Raw genomic sequence first — 17,025 nt, forward strand, 5'->3', positions numbered from 1 at the left:
TTCGATTTAACAAAGGTCATAACAAAATTTCATCTCGAAGAGGGGTGGATGCGACAGTTTAAGGGGGCAGAACGTTTTTACAGCTGCACGAAAATAAGTATTGAAGAGGCGGTATACATTATTCAAATTCGAAGTTGTTGATCATTTCCAGGCACATACGTCCGTTATGATAAGGGCACTTCCAGAAGCCAGCCTTATCGTCGTCTCTATTGGGTTGTCCCTTATAGTTCACACTCCAAAACCACTCGCCCGACGCATAATCGATTAAATGGCTTTGAATATAAGCCCATAAATTTTCAGCAAAGCCAAGGTAACGGGCATCATGGGTAGTCCAATAAATATACATAAAACCCACTACCGCTTCCGCTTGAACCCACCAATGTCTGTCCGTATCAATCTCCGTGTAAGTTTTCTCATAGATCATACTCCCGTCGTTCTGTAGGCCCTCTTGAGCAGCAGCGGCCACGTTCAGGGCTAAAACCCGTATTTGCTCTTTCAAAGCAGGTTCATCCAATGCTGCTGCCGCTTCAAGCAGCAGCCAGGCGCTTTCGACGTCGTGTCCATAAGAAATGCTGGTAGATTTTACCGCCCAGGTTTCATCAAAAAACAAATTAAGATGAGAAGAGGTTGGGTTAACTATTTTATTTTCGAAAATAACGAGGAGGTCTCGCAATGCCCTTTGTAGCCGTTCATCTTTCCATATACGATAAAGATTTGTATAAGCCTCCAAAACATGCAAGTGCGTGTTCATTGATTTTTTTTCGTTGGCATCTTTAGGGCTTAAACGCATATCGGACAAAGGCTGCCAATCTCGACGAAAAGCTTCAAAATAACCTCCATGATGGGCATCCTTATAGTTTTCAAGTAAACGGAAAAGATCGATGGCCAGTTTCAGCGCCTTCGCATTGGAAGTTGCCAAGTAAAATTCCGTCAGTCCGTAGATCGCAAAAGCCTGGGCATAAATCTGTTTTTTTGTTTCTGAGACCTCGCCTTTTGCATCCAGTTCCCAATACAAGCCGCCATAAGTTTTATCGACAAAATAATTCAGCATATAATGAAAGGCGCGTTCGGCAACCTGTAAGTAAGTCGGACTTCCGAAAGTCCGATACGCCGCTGCAAAAGTCCATAAAATCCGGCAATTCAGTACTGCGCCTTTATTAGCATCCGGATGCAGCTCATTCTCCCCATCTATTCTGCCATAAAAGCCGCCATACTGATGATCTATCATCCGTTCGCTCCAAAAAGCGAGTATACGGCTTGCTTCCGCTTTAAACCCTTCCATTCATTTATTGATTTCGTTTGATTTCCAATTCGGCCGTAATCTGTAGCAGCTTGCCTTTCGTCAGCGGGTAATAGTATATCAAGAAGATAGATAGAAAGGCACCCGCGGCAGGTAGAAAGCTTAAAAATAGCTTTATGCCGCGGATGGTTTCTGCATTTTGCACTTGATTGGCCTGGAAGCCGAAATAAGTCAGCAACCATCCCGTTAAAGCACTTCCAATGGCCCAGCCGATCTTTTGGCTCATAGAAGAAGAGCTAAAAATCAAACCCGTTGCCCGATGCCCCGTTTTCCATTCGGAATAATCTGCGCAGTCGGCGTACATCGACCATAACAAAGGAAATACACACCCTGCACAAATGCTTATCACTATCTGTAAGAAGAAGATCACCCATAAATCACCCCGTTCTAGCCAAAAAAACAGCACACTGAACACGGTTGCAATAGCCATCACCAACATATAGGTATTCTTTTTTCCTATACGGTTACTTACTGGAGCCGCCAGCATAACCCCTATTATATTAGATAATTGTCCTACCGCCAAATATAATCCACTTAGAATAAAAGGGATGTTAAAAACGTGAACAGCACCCAATTGCTCTTCATTGACATAATATTTAAAATAATAAACGGTGGCACCATCCCTTATGGAATTAAAAATCAAAGTGCAAATGCCTGCACCCAATAAAATCCACCAAGGCTTATTATGACTCAAGTCGCGCAGGTCTTTTTTGAGCGAAGAATGATCATTTCCTTTGGGCTTAACCCGCTCGCGTGTGAGTTTAAAACATCCCAAAAAAAGCATACTGCTAAGTACAGCAATAACGGCAACGGCCGCCACCCAACCGTATTGTTGATCGATAATTAGTTTGCTGTTCTTGCTGAAATAATTAACCAAAGGAATAAAAAGCAGCAATGCCAAGAAGCTGCCCAGATAGGCGAAGGCCATGCGATAGGTAGATAAGTTGTTGCGGTCGGCCGGATAAGGGCTCATTACGCCTAAAAGAGAGGCATAAGGCACGTTAATTGCCGAATATACCATCATCATTAATGAATAGGTAATATAAGCATAAAGGAGTTTCGCTGGTGGACTTAACGGAGGTGTATAGAAAGTGAATATGCCGATAATCGCTATAGGAATCGCTAAAAAAAGAAGGTAAGGCCTAAATTTTCCCCATTGCGTCCGGGTTCTGTCGGCCACAATCCCTACGATCGGGTCGAAAAAAGAATCCCATATCCGGGTAACCAAAAACATCGTCCCTACTGCGGCGGCTTCCAGTCCGAAAATGTCCGTATAAAAGATCAAGAGGTAAGAGCCGAATAATTTCCAAAACATAGAAGAGGCGGCGTCTCCCAAACCGTAGCCGATGCATTCTTTTAGGTTTATACTTGATTTTCTGTTCATCGTTTATGCGTCTCTAACAGCGAACTGTTTTTGTCGACAATAGCGTTTAAGTGTTGTTTAAATCGGTTAAATATACAGAAAGTATAGCAGGTAAACTAACGCGACATTTGGTGTGGGCGCCTGCTGATAAAACTTGTTGCGCCAATATTATTTTTGCTATTTATGATATATATAAACGGATCTTAATCAAATGTCCGGAGCGGTTAATTTTTAGCCATTTCCTCCGATAACGTGCTCGTAGGTGGGAAGGGAGCTGTTTAAGCTCCTATTAAATCTCCTTGTTTTAAGATGAAAGGACATGTTAAATAAGTATCGGTTATTGTTAAGATTATACATACTAGAAGAAAAACAAAGCCTTACATTTGCTTGCAGAATTATAAGCAATTATCCTTTTATCCTAATCTTAAATCTAAATGGAATCTAAAATTTACAAAAAAGGGGGGAGAGCTTCGCTATGCTTTGCTTTGAAGTGGGCTGTAACGTCGCTTGCACTGTTTCCGATTGCGCCTCATTCCCATGCAGCGATGCCAATGAAGCTGCATGATGAACGTGGAATAAGTGTGCAAAGAACCATTAACGGTAGAGTTACCAACAACAAAGGCGAGCCTTTGCCCGGCGTGAGTGTAAAAGAGTCCGGATCGTCCAGAGGTACAACCACCGATACGAACGGCAGGTACAGCATGGAGGTTGGCGATGCGAATGCGACCTTAATTTTTTCTTATCTCGGTTACCTCAGTCAAAGCGTCAGCGTTGGCGGTCAAGTCACTTTAGACGTTACTTTGGAAGATGCCGTTAACAGTTTGGATGAACTGGTGATTATCGGATACGGTACCCAAAAGAAGAAGTTAACAACCGGAGCTTCGGTGCAGGTAAAGGGAGAAGATCTACAAAAACTCAGTACTTCCAATGTAATGACCGCGCTGCAGAGCCAATCGCCCGGCGTTCAAATCACGCAGGGATCCGGCATGCCGGGGGAGGGCTTTAAAGTGACGGTGCGCGGTTTAGGGACGATAGGAGACTCGTCTCCGCTTTACGTCATTGATGGCATCCCGGGAGGCGATATCAATACACTTAACCCCTCGGATATTGAATCGGTCGACATTTTGAAAGATGCTGCCTCAGCGGCGATCTACGGTTCGCGTGCCGCCAACGGCGTGGTGCTCGTTACTACCAAGCAAGGCAAGGCCGGAAAGTTGGCCCTGAGTTATGACGCTTTTGTGGGCTGGCAAAATCCATATAAAATACCGTCGCTGCTGAATGCGCAGGAATATATGACCATCCAGAACGAGATCCGCTTCAATGAAGGGCAAGCTCCATACGATTGGGCAAATCTCATTCCCAAACAATATCAACAAATTGTGGATGGCACCTGGAACGGAACAAACTGGCTCAAAGAAATCCGCAATGAGCATGCTTTAACACAGAATCATGCCATCAACCTCAATGGCGGCAATGAGCAGTCTAAATTCACCTTAGGCTATTCTTTTTCCGATCAGGATGGTATTCTCGGTAAACCGGTTCAACCGAATTTTACGCGGCATAACTTCCGGATTAATTCCGAGCATATCTTATTAAAGAACGACGATTTCAATATCATTACACTGGGCGAAAACCTAACCTACTCCTATAATGAAAAATCAGGGATTGGCATCGGCGATATTTACTGGAATGATATTCACAACATGTTAGTAGGAAACCCTTTAATGCCTGTTTACAACGATGCAGGAGCGTTTTACGACCAAGCGAGCAAAACGGCCGATGGCTGGGCCTTAGATGGCGCGACAGCCAACCCGATTGCAGACATGGTGTACAGACGTGGACAAAATATCAGCCACAATCATTCGCTCTTTGCCAATGCCTCTTTAGAGATACAGCCCATCCAAAACCTACGTTTTAGAAGCACTTTCGGTTATAAGATGACAGCCTCCTCTTACCGCCAATATACCCCGGCTTTTACATTGTCGACAACAAACACCAACCCGCAAGACGATGTACAACAAAGCCAAGGTAGCGGTAATAACATCACCTTGCAGAACACCCTTTCTTATCTTTGGGAGTTGGGTGAAGGACATAATTTTGATGCGGTACTTGGCCAGTCTATTGAAAAATGGGGTATGGGTTCCGATCTAAGCGCTACTAATTCCAACTCCATATTTCCGGGATCTTGGAAAAATGCCTGGATTACGAATACCAAGGGAGTTGCCGAGGGAGTCACTATTTTGTCCGGCGCACCGTGGGGAGAGGGCTCGCTCGCCTCTTTCTTTGGCCGATTAAACTATAACTACAACGAGACCTATATGGCTACCCTGATCTTAAGGGCCGATGGTTCGTCCAACTTTGCCAGCAATAACCGCTGGGGATATTTTCCTTCTGTGGCGGCAGGATGGGTAATAAGCAACGAGTCCTTTATGCAGGGCAGCAAAGGTTGGTTAGACTTTTTAAAACTACGGGCGAGCTGGGGGCAGAATGGTAATCAGAATATAGACGGCTGGCAGTACCTGGCAACGGTGGCCTTTGATACCCAAAACGGTTATTACTTTGGTAACAATAAAGGCTCTTTGCAAACCGGCGCCTATCCAAATATCCTACCCAATCCCGATATTACCTGGGAGACCTCCGAACAGCTCGACATCGGTTTTGACGCTCAATTTGCAGGCGGTCGCCTCGGCTGGACCTTCGATTGGTATAAAAAGACCACTAAAGATTGGCTGGTTGCCGCGCCAACGCTTGCCATTTACGGAACAAATGCGCCCTTTATCAATGGGGGAGATGTTGAAAATAGTGGTATTGAATTAGGTCTAACCTGGAACGAAACGATCAACGATTTTCGCTATGGCATCAGCCTGAATGGTGCCTACAATAAAAATAAGGTGTTGCGTATAGCAAATGCCGAAGGCATTATCCATGGCGCAGAAAACGTGCTTAGCCAAGGAACAACCGAAATGTATCGCGCACAGGTTGGTTATCCAATCGGCTATTTTTACGGTTACAAAACGGACGGTATTTTTCAGAACGTGCAGCAGATAGAAGACTATAGGAACCGCGGTTTAGGGGTGCTGTCAACCGCGCAGCCGGGCGATGTGATTTTTGTTGACACGAACGGCGACGGAGCGATTACCAATGCAGACAGAACCATGATCGGTAACCCACATCCCGATTTTACCGGTGGTTTAAATCTGAATGTCGGCTACAAAGGTTTCGATCTTTCCGTCACTGCAACCGCGGCATTTGGACACCAGATCGCAAAATCATATCGTTCCTTTGCCGACAGTCCTTTGCAAAACTATACAACCGAAGTTTTTCAGCGCTGGCATGGGGAAGGCACATCGAATCGATACCCACGCTTAACTATGGGTAGTCACACCAACAGCCAATACATTTCAGATATATACATAGAAGACGGTGATTACGTAAAAATTCAGAACATCACGTTCGGTTACGACCTAAAATCCTGGTTCCCTAAAATGCCCTTTGCGCAGGCCAGACTGTATGTTACCGCGCAAAACCTATACACCTTCACGGGATACTCAGGCATGGATCCTGAGATCGGTTATGGATTTGATCAGTCTTGGGTGTCAGGTATTGATCTGGGCTTTTACCCAAGTCCGCGAACTTACCTGATTGGTTTAAACCTTAAATTCTAACACGAACGACCATGAAAAAGCTATTATATATTGCAGCGATGATGATTTCACTTACAGGCTGCGAGAAATTTTTAGATTCTGAAGATTATACCAAGAAAAACACGGGAAACTTTCCACAGACGGTAGCCGATGCCAACCAGATGATCACGGGGATTTACTCCACCTTAAGTCAGGCAATTTCTAATCCGCAAAACACCCACTTTTATGCGGCAGAGCTCGCTTCCGACGATCGCTTTGGAGGAGGGGGCGAGAATGACAAAGATATGCAAGGACTTGATCATTTGATGAACACCAAGCCTAGTCGCTTCGAAACCTATTGGACCGCCCGCTATCAGGGAATTTATAGAGCAAATACGGCGCTGGCCAATTTTGATAATATCGAAGGTTGGGAGAGCGAAGCTCAGAAAAATCAGCTAAAGGGCGAGGCCTATTTTCTTCGGGCCCTATTCTATTTCGAGCTGTCGCAAATGTTCGGCGAAGTCCCCTTGGTCATTAGCCTCGAAGCACAAAATTTACCCAAGGCACCGGCGGATGAAACCTATGCGCAAATCGCTTTTGATCTACAAGAGGCGATAAATCTGATGCCTAACACAGCCTACACCAATACCGTGGCCGGCCACGCCACAAGGTGGGCGGCCGAAGCCTTAATGGCCCGCGTATTTTTATTCTATACCGGTTATTACCAAAAAACCTCTCTGCCAGTGGCTAATGGGAATGCCATTGAAAAAAGTCAAGTGATAAGCTGGTTGGAAGATTGTATCAATAACAGTGGGCACGATTTAGTGAGCGATTTCCGCAATCTATGGCCCTATACCAATGAGTATACTGCGTTGGATTATGATTATGCAAAAAATAACAACCTCAAATGGGAAGGCGACGGCAATAAAGAAACCGTCTTCGCTGTTAAGTTTGGCATTTCGGTGGATTGGGGTACCGACTACCAATTAGGATATTCCAATCAATATGTATTGCATTTCGGCCTCCGATCTAATAACGGCGGTGCAGCCACTTTTCCTTTTGGTGCGGGCTGGGGGGCAGGTCCTGTAAACACCGGTTTATGGAATGCCTGGCGACAGGCTGAGCCTAACGACATCCGGCGTACCGGCTCCATTTTAAATGTAGAAACTGGTGTAGCCGATTACATATACGGCGCTGATGCCCAAATGGAAGAAACCGGCTTTTGGCAAAAAAAATACATCCCCATCCGGGCTTACAGCAACGGCACCTTAATTAATTCCTATGCGGTATTAAAAGACAACGCTATTGACGATATGCAGCGGAGCCATATGCAAGATCTCATACTTATTCGCTTTGCGGATGTGCTGTTAATGCATGCCGAGCTGAAGGAAGATGCAACCAATCTCAATCGTGTACGCGCGCGGGTCAATCTCCCTACGGTTTCCTATTCCCTGGACGCCCTAAAAAGAGAGCGCCGTTGGGAGCTGGCTTTCGAAGGACTTCGCTATTTCGATTTGATGCGCTGGGGTGATGCAGCGAATGCTTTGGCCGCCCAAGAAGGCGTTGACATCAAAAACAAAGGCGTCGATACAAGAATGAGAGCCTTCGGAGGCGGTTATCGGGCGAGGTATGAAGCCACCGGCGGATTCTGGCCGCTGCCCGAGTCTCAAATACAATTGTCGGAAGGTGTGATGACCCAAAATAGAGGTTGGGGTACACCAGAGGCGGAATTTCCAGGATGGTAACCACAAAATTTAACATTATGAAACGTTTTATTGCATATATAATCGTATTAATTGCAGGCCTCCCATTCATCGGATGCGATCCCATGGAAGATCGACTCGGTATAGGCGGTGCTATTACGGCCGAACAGCTTGATATCAGCGCAACACCCATCGTAATTGATGGAAAAAACACCAATAAAGTGGTGCTTGACAACAGGAGCCCGGTATTATCGTCGTGGGATTTCGGCGTAGGAACCTCTTCAAAAAAGACCGATACCGCCTTATTAGTGGTTACCGGGCAGAACGAAATTACCTTCACCGGCCGAAATCCGGACGGAACAGAGGTCGTTAAAACGCTCAACGTAAATGTCGATGAGCTATATTTTGACGTACCCTTGGAGTGGGGTTACTTAACCGGTGGCTCGGAAAAAGAATGGGTATGGGATGATACTCAACCCGCGGTATGGGGCAATGGTGGGTATATAACAAATGCATCGCCCGCTTGGTGGACACTGCAGATCGCCGATATCGATGACCAAGCGCCCAACGAGGGGGCAGGAGCGAAGATGATTTTTTCCATCCGCGGGGCAACGTTTACCAAAGTCAAATCGGACGGTTCTACTGAAACCGGTACTTTCACCTTTGATATGACCAAGACGATCACGCAGGATGACGGCACGGTATGGGCTAAAGGCAAGCTCACGCTCAAAGGGGCGACTGTTCTTTGCGGCAAATCACCCAATGAGGGAGGTGCCCCCGTATATGAATATGACATCCTGCTGCTTGACGACGGAAGTATGGCCCTCAGCTACCCCGAACCGGGCGCCGGCGCGGGAGGAACTGCTTGGTTTTGGATGTTTAGAGCAAGCGAATAGCATGCACGTGTTGTGAAGCTTTAATAACAGGAGGCGATTTGCATTACCTCCTGTTATTAAACTAAAACTTTCTTCTTTAGGTAATTATCCCGAAATTCGGAAGGCGTATATTTTTTACTTTTCTTGAAAAGTCGGTTAAAGTTTGAGACATTATTAAAACCACATTCGTAGCAAATTTCCGCCACGGTCATTCTGGATTCGATCAATAGCCGGGTGGCATGCCCCAACCGGATTTCAATGATGTAATCCGTAAGTGAGCGCCCTGTTCGCAATTTAAAGAAGCGACTAAAAGCAACCGGAGACATCCCAGTTAAATCCGCCATTTGATGCAAGCGTATATCCTTCTTATAGTTTTCATGCACATAATGTTGAACCTTCTTTATCCTACGACTGCTGTTATCAATGGTTACCTGCGCAAAGGAAGTGCTCGACAAGCGTTTGGCGGTGTCGGTAAAAGCCGATAATTCATGCAGAATGGTGAGAAATCTTATTACCGTATAAAAGCCTTGTTCGCCATGGGCAATTGTATCTAATAAATGGTATACTTTCATAATCGCTTTCAGCGGAAAAGAAATGCCGTTCTGCGCTTTTTCGAGCATATCTTTAATACGGTTAAATTGATTTTTCTGAAGAAAGTTACTGAAAAATAGATCTGGTGAAAATTGGATCGTAATCTCCCGTACATTCGTCAGCTCACAATTATTCTGCAGCCAGGCGTGTTCCAGGTCTTTTCCCGTGATAAGAACCAAATCGTAATTCCCTATAATTTCGATGGAGTCGCCAACAATACGTTTAATCCCCGCGGCGCGTTCTATAAAGTTAAGTTCGTATTCTTGGTGACTATGTATAGGATAAGTAAACTCACTTTTCACCCGATCGGCTATATAAAGACAATCTTTCGGTGAAAGCGGTGTAATCTCGCGTAATATAGAAGACATAAGTGTAGGTTTGTTGCTAAATTAAGTATAAAGTTCCGATACAGCAACGGTTTTAAGGCAGGAAACTGAATCGCCGGTTCAGCATCGCTGTAACCTTCAAACTCGAGATAAGGTGTAAATCGGGACAAATCGTTAACTTAGCTACATAAAACGGCTCGCTATGCTATTAGGGTCACCTACTTTTTATGTTATTACGACCATTATCTGTCTGACTACCGGCTCTTGCGCTGAACGTTCAAAACACTACGAAGCAGCTCTGGCCGATACCTTAACGGCAATTTATCATAGCGATCAAGGCATACGAACCCGATTTTTCGATACGGCGGATGAATTTGGCTGGCAAGCAGATACAACGATTAAGATCGGCCAGATGATGTGGTATCAAGACTCCTTAAACCTACTTTTTGTAGACAGTCTGTTAAATGCACGGGGCTGGCTGGGCGCGGAAGTGATTGGCGAACGGGGTAACCAAACACTTTTTCTGGTTATCCAACATGCCAATAACAGTATCAGAGCGCGTTATCTACCGCTTATGCGCGAGGCAGTAACAGAAGGGAAGGCTCAAATGAGTGATTTAGCGCTCCTGGAAGATCGCGTCGCTTTAGCCAAGGTAGAAAGCAAATCTATGGAAGTCAGATCGAATCCGATGGAAAGGGGCACACTTTTGTCGCTCCTATGATAGCCCCCGACCAAGTGGATCAACGGCGGAAGGCCGCGGGACTAAACTCCATGAGCGAAAACCTTAAACGCTTTAATATGGAGTGGGACGTCGAAACCTATAAACGAATGTTGCCTCAATATGAAAGCTGGATGCAGAATATGAGACAAATCGACTAAAACTTGACACGACTATGCTAAATCGGATTAGCTAGGAGCATTAATTTTACCCGCAGCATATATTAACTCATTGTAACACCAATTATCGAATGAAACCTGCATACATTGCCATAAACAAAATGATAAAAATAATTTATGCAAGCTTCATCGCCATTAAAACCGCCGAAGGCAGCATGAATGCCTTAAAAGTAAAAAAGTATGAATAAACAATTTATTCTGATGAAAAAATTCAAAAAACTGAAGGTTTGGGGCTTGCTGGCTTGTTTTTTTACCATAGGCCAAGCCCAAGCGCAGGATAGAAAAGCCCCCGCTTACCCACTTATTACACACAATCCGAATTTTAGTATCTGGTCGACTACCGATCAGCTGAACGCTTCTACCACCAAACACTGGACAGAAGCCGACCATTCCCTGTTAGGGTTGATCAACGTAGATGGTACGATCTATCGTTTTCTGGGCAAAGAAGAACCTCGCTACGAAACCGTCCTTAACACATCCGACGAAGAAACCTATACCGTACAGTATACGGAAACCGAGCCGGAAGGCGAGTGGACTTCCCCCGGTTATGCTGCAAGCAACTGGGAATCAGGTTCAGCACCTATTGGTGATGACGAAAAGAACGTAAAGACCCTTTGGAAATCAAATGATATCTGGGTAAGGCGTACTTTCCAGATCAGCAATCCGGCTAACATCGACGAGCTTTTATTAAAATTGAACCACGACGATAATGTTCAGGTGTTCTTAAATGGCAAACAGGTGTACGAGAAAACCGGGTGGACTAACAACTTTCAATATTTGCCTATTAACAAAGCGGATTTGAAGAAAGGCGAAAACCTGATCGCTATTCACCTGGCAAATACCGCCGGAGGCCGCTTCCTGGATTTTGGTTTAGTAGATAAACGCAAAGAAACCGGTCCGAAAATTCAAACGGCCCTGCAAAAAAAGGTAGAGGTTACGGCCACACAAACAATATACAAGTTTGAAGCCGGCAAGGTAAATTTGAAGCTGACTTTTACCTCGCCACTGTTATTGGACGATCTCAGTTTGTTGTCGCGGCCCGTATCTTACATCACGTACAGTGTAAGCGCCAATGATGATAAAGATCACGCGGTGAAAGTATTCTTGGGCGCATCGTCAAACATTGCGGTCTATCGGCCCTCGCAGGAGGTGACCGCCCAAAAGTATACGACCGATCAATTATCCATCCTCAAAACCGGTACCGTTGAGCAGCCTATTCTGCAAAAAGCCGCCGATGACATGCGTATCGACTGGGGATACTTCTACGTCGCTGCGCCAAAAGAGAATGGTGTAGAACAGTTTATAAGTCCGGCCACAGCGGCTGTTGACGCCTTCAGAAAAGGCACTGCCTCTTCTATCACGTCGAAAGGCAAATCACTATCGTTGAATACCGTGATCCCTTTTGGTAAGGTTGGTAAGACCGAAGTAGCGCGTTTTATGGAGCTGGGCTATGATGAGATCTATGCGATCCAATATTTTGAAAACAATCTCAGACCCTGGTGGAACAACTCGGGCAAGGAAACCATCGAGAAGCAACTCGATGATGCCGCAGCTGATTACCAATCTGTTATGAGTAAATGTGCCGCATTTGACAAAGAGGTGTATGCCGAAGCTCTTAAATCGGGCGGTAAAGACTATGCACATCTGTGCGTGCTGGCCTATCGTCAAAGCATTGCTGCACACACCTTGGTTCAGAGTCCGCAAGGCGAACTCTTATGGCTGTCTAAAGAGAATAACAGTGGCGGATTCATTAATACCGTGGACGTAACGTATCCATCAGCGCCCTTATATCTGATCTATAATCCCGAGCTACTACAAGGCATGTTAAACGGTATTTTCTACTTCAGCGAAAGCGGTAAATACCCCCATCCATGGGCCGCACATGACTTAGGTACCTATCCATTGGCCAACGGCCAAACCTATGGTGAGCCCATGCCGGTAGAAGAGTCGGGCAACATGATCATTTTAACGGCGGCCATCACGAAAGTACAGAACAATGGCAATTATGCTAAAAAGCACTGGGAAACCCTTTCCAAATGGGTCGATTACCTCACGAAAGAAGGCTTTGATCCTAAAACCCAGTTATGTACCGACGATTTTGCCGGTCACCTCGCCCGCAACGCCAATTTATCGGTAAAAGCCATTGTAGGCATTGCCTGCTACGCACAAATAGCCGAGATCTTGGGAGAAACAGAAACCGCTAAGAAATACCGTGCCATTGCCGAGAATATGGTGCCAAAATGGATGGAGATGGCCAATGCCGGCGACCATTATGCGCTCACGTTCGACGATAAAAACACCTGGAGCCAGAAATACAATTTGGTTTGGGATAAGGTATTAGGGCTCGACCTGTTTCCGCAAAAAGTATACGATACCGAAACGAAGTATTACCTCACCAAGCAAAACAAATTCGGCATCCCATTGGATAGCAGAAAAGCCTATACAAAGAACGACTGGATTTTGTGGACAGCAAGCTTTGCACCTAGTCGGGAGGAATTCGAAGCGTTAGTGAAACCCGTTTACCAACATGCAATTGAGACTGCATCGCGTGTTCCCTTGAACGACTTTTATGATACAAATACCGGTATCCGCGAGAATTTCAAAGCGCGCAGCGTAGTAGGTGGTTTCTACATGAAACTCTTAGCCGATAAGCTCCACGGCAAATCATCCTTCGAAGTAGTGGAGAAGCGATAAAAAGGTGATAACAATAGGGTAAAAGTAAAGGCTTAATTCCGTGCCTTTACTTTTATCTTTAAGCTTACATCGCCCTGCATTCAGCGGCACATTGTTTACACATATCCGCGCATTCTTTGCAGTGCTCGGTATCGTGCTTAGCGCATTCGTTGCTGCATTCTTCACATATATCCGCGCAAATACGGCATATATCTTTTGCTTTATCGCTGCCCAAGCTCATAAGTTGGGCTGCGGCGTAACAGATAGCTGCACATTGCATGTCCAGTTCAATACATCGTGCCATCATTTTAATATGCTCTTCCTTGGTGCAGGAAGACGCACAATGATTACAGATTGCAGCACACCTGAGGCACGCTTCAATACATTTCTGATACTCATGGTAACCGTTCATAATTAGCTGTTTTGAAGGTTAGAAATGAAAATTAGTGTTAATTCAGCCGCTTTTTGCAGTAATAAACGGCATTGTTTTTTTATACGTTACAACTTCCGAGTGACGTTATTTTGTTATTTTCTGGGTTTAACAGCGTGGTTCTAAATCTGTTTAGAATTTTTGCAAATTGGTTAATTGCTGACAGGTAAAAAATACATGTTTAACCATGTTTAACCGCAAACGCTAAACAGCACGGTATTTAGCTAATAACTCCTTTACAATGGGGATGTCCGCATCAGCCCAGTCGTATTGGAGCAAATCATCAATCGCTACCCAAATGGCTTGCGCATGTTCTGTCGGCCGAAGATCACCTCCTATAAAAAGACAAACAAAAGGGTACAAGGTGAGGGTGCCGTCCGGATAGCTATGTGTCACGGGTGTATAGGCTTCCAGTACCCTTATATCAATCAGCAATTCCTCCTTAATTTCCCGCACAATACAATGTGCTAAAGATTCTCCCGACTCCACCTTCCCACCGGGAAATTCCCACTTCAGCGGCAGGCGCATCTTTTCTGAACGTTGGCAGATCAAGACCTGATTGTTTTTTATAATGATGGCACAGGTAACATGTAACATAGCGATGAGCGAATATAAGACTAATTAGGGTAAATAATACATGGTGTACATGGATATGCACGTACTTTCATTCCGAAGCGAGCTAAATAAATGCATTTATTTAAATTAGGTAGCCGTTTTTCTTACTTCATTTCCTAAATTGCGCGCCGAGAAAAAAGACAATTTACATTTTATGCAAAAAATCTCTTCTGCTGCGTTTGCAGACACTAAACCGCATTATGTTCTTCTTGACGGATTGAGAGGCGTGGCGGCTCTGATGGTGATTTGGTATCATATATTCGAAGGCTTTGCCACGAGCCCCATAGACCAAGGATTCAATCACGGATATTTGGCGGTCGATTTCTTCTTTATTCTCTCGGGCTTCGTTATAGGCTACGCTTATGACGACCGTTGGAAAACGATGACGACCAAAGACTTTTTTAAACGCAGACTAATCCGATTACATCCCATGGTGGTTATGGGCGCCGTTTTGGGTGCCGTTACCTTTTATATACAAGGTTGTGAAAAATGGGATGGATCTAAAGTTTCCTTATCCATGTTGATGGTGGCTTTGCTCATCAATCTTTTCTTGATTCCCGCTGCACCTGGCTCCGGCGCTGAAGTCCGCGGAAATGGCGAGATGTATCCGCTGAATGGCCCCAGTTGGTCCCTATTCTTCGAATACATTGGAAACATTCTTTATGCTTTGTTTATTCGTCGACTGTCTACAAAAGCACTGATGGTGTTGGTTCTGGTAGCAGGAATCGGATTGGCTTCTTTCGCTATATTCAATTTTTCCGATTATGGCCATTTAGGGGTAGGCTGGACACTGGCAGATCATAACCTAATCGGTGGTTTTCTGCGTTTGTTGTTTTCATTTTCGGTCGGAATATTAATGTCGCGCACCTTTAAACCAGTTCGGGTCAGAGGCGCTTTTTGGATATGTAGTTTATCCATTGTTGTTTTGCTTTCTATACCCCATATTGGCGGAGAGGAAGCTCTCTGGATGAACGGTATCTATGATTCGCTATGTACCATTGTTATTTTTCCCATACTTGTCTATCTCGGCGCTTCGGGAAGTACTTCCGACAAAAAGCCTTCTAAAATCTGCAAATTCTTAGGGGATATCTCTTATCCGCTGTACATGGTACATTACCCTTTTATGTACTTGTTTTACGCCTGGTTATGGAGCGAAGAACTCACATTCTCCCAAACATGGCCAATAACCTTGGTTCTGTTTTTCGGAAATATATTGTTAGCCTACCTCTGCCTCAAATTATATGATGAGCCGCTAAGAAAATGGCTGAGTAAGCTTTTTTTGATGAAGAGGTAGGAATTGTTTTGGTACAGGGATTGTAAATGGGCCTTGTGCTAAGTTTGTTTTAGGCAAATTATGAAGTCAAATGGGAACGATTGAAGAATTAAAGACAGTAAGTAATTCTGTTGTCAGAAGATTGAGAAGACAAAAGCTTGAAAAAGGAAAGCCTTTTTTAATTTGGTCTAACAAATTGCCAAAAAACCAAAGCTATTTGGAATACCCTGATAACTCTATTAAAATTGTGATGGTTTCGCCAGACTTAAAGTCTTCTACGGTCGTTCGCGAGCTGACAAAGCTACAAGAACAAGCCATCCGTAACGAATTAGACTTGTTTTAGTGCCGAGTCTGTACATTATCACTGGCTCAAATGGAGCGGGAAAATCTACAGTAGGGCCTGAATATCTTCCCGTAGCTATCCATAAGATTATCCTGTTTTTGATGGGGACTTGCTCTACACCAAAAGATTAAAAGAGTTAATCCTGCTATTGTAAAATCTACTAAATATGCGCGACATGAGGCGTTAGACTATGTTGTAGATCTATTTGAACACCAAACTTCGGCAGCATTGGCCAATAATTATCATTTTGTTTACGAAGGCATTTTACCAATAACGAAACTTGGAATAAACCTAAACATTTTAAAGCAGCTGGATACAAAATACATCTTCTCTTTTTTGACTTGGATAATCCAGAACTTTCGCAATTTAGGGTTACGGAAAGGTGACGGAAGGCGGGCATTATGTTGATCCTGATACACTGCGTAATAATTTCTTTGGAAACCTGGAAAAATTAAACACTTACCACAAGCTGGTTGATGATATGACAATTGTTGATACCTCTCAAATTAATAATAAGATTTTATTCAGAAGTGTTGATCAGCGAGTAGAATTTGCTGCACCACGTCACGAACTACCGGAGTGGTTTACTCAATATCTTCTAGATATAGTGGCGTTAATTCCTTAATGAAGTGTGTTGGACGTTTTAGGAAGTGAATGTTTTCACCGCCGGGCCGTAAACCGAACTTTTATCTCTCTTGACTATATTGGTTATATAAGTGTACATACTTGGTGATGGTTTCTTCATTAAAAGAGCCGTCGTTATTGATACGGGCTATTAAATCAGTGGCTTCAGGCATCAGGCTAATCAATGTCGAACGTTTTTTTTAATTCTGATCAACGGGCCACCATCTTTCCGTACATATAAAAGATTTGATTTTCCACCATAACCACCAACCATTCTAGTAGGGCCGAATCCGCCTGTAAGAAACATTGCGTCTCCGGAATTTTGCTCATAGACAAATAAGTCTATTCGTCCTCGTTCTTTTAACCGGAGGAAAGTAGGTTGGTCCCCT

The 17,025-nt window shown here is 44.4% G+C and carries 12 protein-coding genes; 7 read left to right on the plus strand and 5 right to left on the minus strand.

All coding sequences use genetic code 11. From position 1 onward, the window contains the following. Window positions 1-118: 118 nt before the first annotated feature. Together EPX21_RS04600 and EPX21_RS04605 are read right to left on the minus strand one after the other, a co-directional pair. On the minus strand, window positions 119-1,282 hold the full coding sequence (locus tag EPX21_RS04600) for an AGE family epimerase/isomerase (RefSeq protein ID WP_134088493.1): 1,164 nt from the start codon (window positions 1,280-1,282) through the stop codon (window positions 119-121). A 4-nt stretch (window positions 1,283-1,286) separates the two neighbouring features. Continuing rightward, a complete protein-coding gene (locus EPX21_RS04605; RefSeq protein ID WP_134088494.1) occupies window positions 1,287-2,684 on the minus strand; it encodes an MFS transporter in 1,398 nt (465 codons plus the stop codon). 413 nt (window positions 2,685-3,097) lie between these two features. Between EPX21_RS04605 and EPX21_RS04610 the strand changes: the two genes are divergently transcribed. Genes EPX21_RS04610 through EPX21_RS04620 form a run of 3 tightly spaced genes read left to right on the plus strand, consistent with a single transcriptional unit; the run spans window position 3,098 to window position 8,885 of the window. After that, a complete protein-coding gene (locus tag EPX21_RS04610; protein WP_134088495.1) occupies window positions 3,098-6,328 on the plus strand; it encodes a TonB-dependent receptor in 3,231 nt (1,076 codons plus the stop codon). An 11-nt stretch (window positions 6,329-6,339) separates the two neighbouring features. After that, window positions 6,340-8,031 (plus strand): RagB/SusD family nutrient uptake outer membrane protein, encoded by a 1,692-nt coding sequence (locus EPX21_RS04615; protein WP_134088496.1) that lies wholly within the window; start codon window positions 6,340-6,342, stop codon window positions 8,029-8,031. A 17-nt stretch (window positions 8,032-8,048) separates the two neighbouring features. Beyond that, window positions 8,049-8,885, plus strand: a complete 837-nt coding sequence (locus EPX21_RS04620; protein ID WP_134088497.1) for a hypothetical protein — start codon at window positions 8,049-8,051, stop codon at window positions 8,883-8,885. Between the two features lie 56 nt (window positions 8,886-8,941). On the opposite strand, the gene EPX21_RS04625 is transcribed toward EPX21_RS04620, so the two are convergent. Next, entirely contained in the window at window positions 8,942-9,823 is an 882-nt protein-coding gene (locus tag EPX21_RS04625; RefSeq protein ID WP_134088498.1) for an AraC family transcriptional regulator, read from the minus strand. Between the two features lie 160 nt (window positions 9,824-9,983). Between EPX21_RS04625 and EPX21_RS04630 the strand changes: the two genes are divergently transcribed. Both EPX21_RS04630 and EPX21_RS04635 read left to right on the plus strand, forming a co-directional pair. Beyond that, a complete protein-coding gene (locus EPX21_RS04630) occupies window positions 9,984-10,502 on the plus strand; it encodes a DUF6624 domain-containing protein (protein WP_134088499.1) in 519 nt (172 codons plus the stop codon). A gap of 377 nt (window positions 10,503-10,879) precedes the next feature. Then, window positions 10,880-13,372 carry a glutaminase family protein gene (locus EPX21_RS04635; RefSeq protein WP_134088500.1) on the plus strand — a complete coding sequence of 831 codons (2,493 nt, stop codon included), beginning with the start codon at window positions 10,880-10,882 and terminating at the stop codon, window positions 13,370-13,372. 613 nt (window positions 13,373-13,985) lie between these two features. On the opposite strand, the gene EPX21_RS04645 is transcribed toward EPX21_RS04635, so the two are convergent. Beyond that, on the minus strand, window positions 13,986-14,378 hold the full coding sequence (locus EPX21_RS04645; RefSeq protein ID WP_134088502.1) for a (deoxy)nucleoside triphosphate pyrophosphohydrolase: 393 nt from the start codon (window positions 14,376-14,378) through the stop codon (window positions 13,986-13,988). A gap of 172 nt (window positions 14,379-14,550) precedes the next feature. Between EPX21_RS04645 and EPX21_RS04650 the strand changes: the two genes are divergently transcribed. Beyond that, on the plus strand, window positions 14,551-15,690 hold the full coding sequence (locus tag EPX21_RS04650; protein WP_134088503.1) for an acyltransferase: 1,140 nt from the start codon (window positions 14,551-14,553) through the stop codon (window positions 15,688-15,690). Between the two features lie 70 nt (window positions 15,691-15,760). Continuing rightward, entirely contained in the window at window positions 15,761-16,012 is a 252-nt protein-coding gene (locus EPX21_RS04655; RefSeq protein ID WP_134088504.1) for a hypothetical protein, read from the plus strand. 686 nt (window positions 16,013-16,698) lie between these two features. Here the strand turns inward: EPX21_RS04655 and EPX21_RS23200 are convergent. Next, complete coding sequence (locus EPX21_RS23200; protein ID WP_255502003.1) at window positions 16,699-16,821, minus strand: hypothetical protein; 123 nt, start codon at window positions 16,819-16,821, stop codon at window positions 16,699-16,701. Window positions 16,822-17,025: the final 204 nt, after the last annotated feature.

The sequence above is a fragment of the Olivibacter sp. XZL3 genome (assembly GCF_004368405.1).
Taxonomy (GTDB): Bacteria; Bacteroidota; Bacteroidia; order Sphingobacteriales; family Sphingobacteriaceae; genus Olivibacter.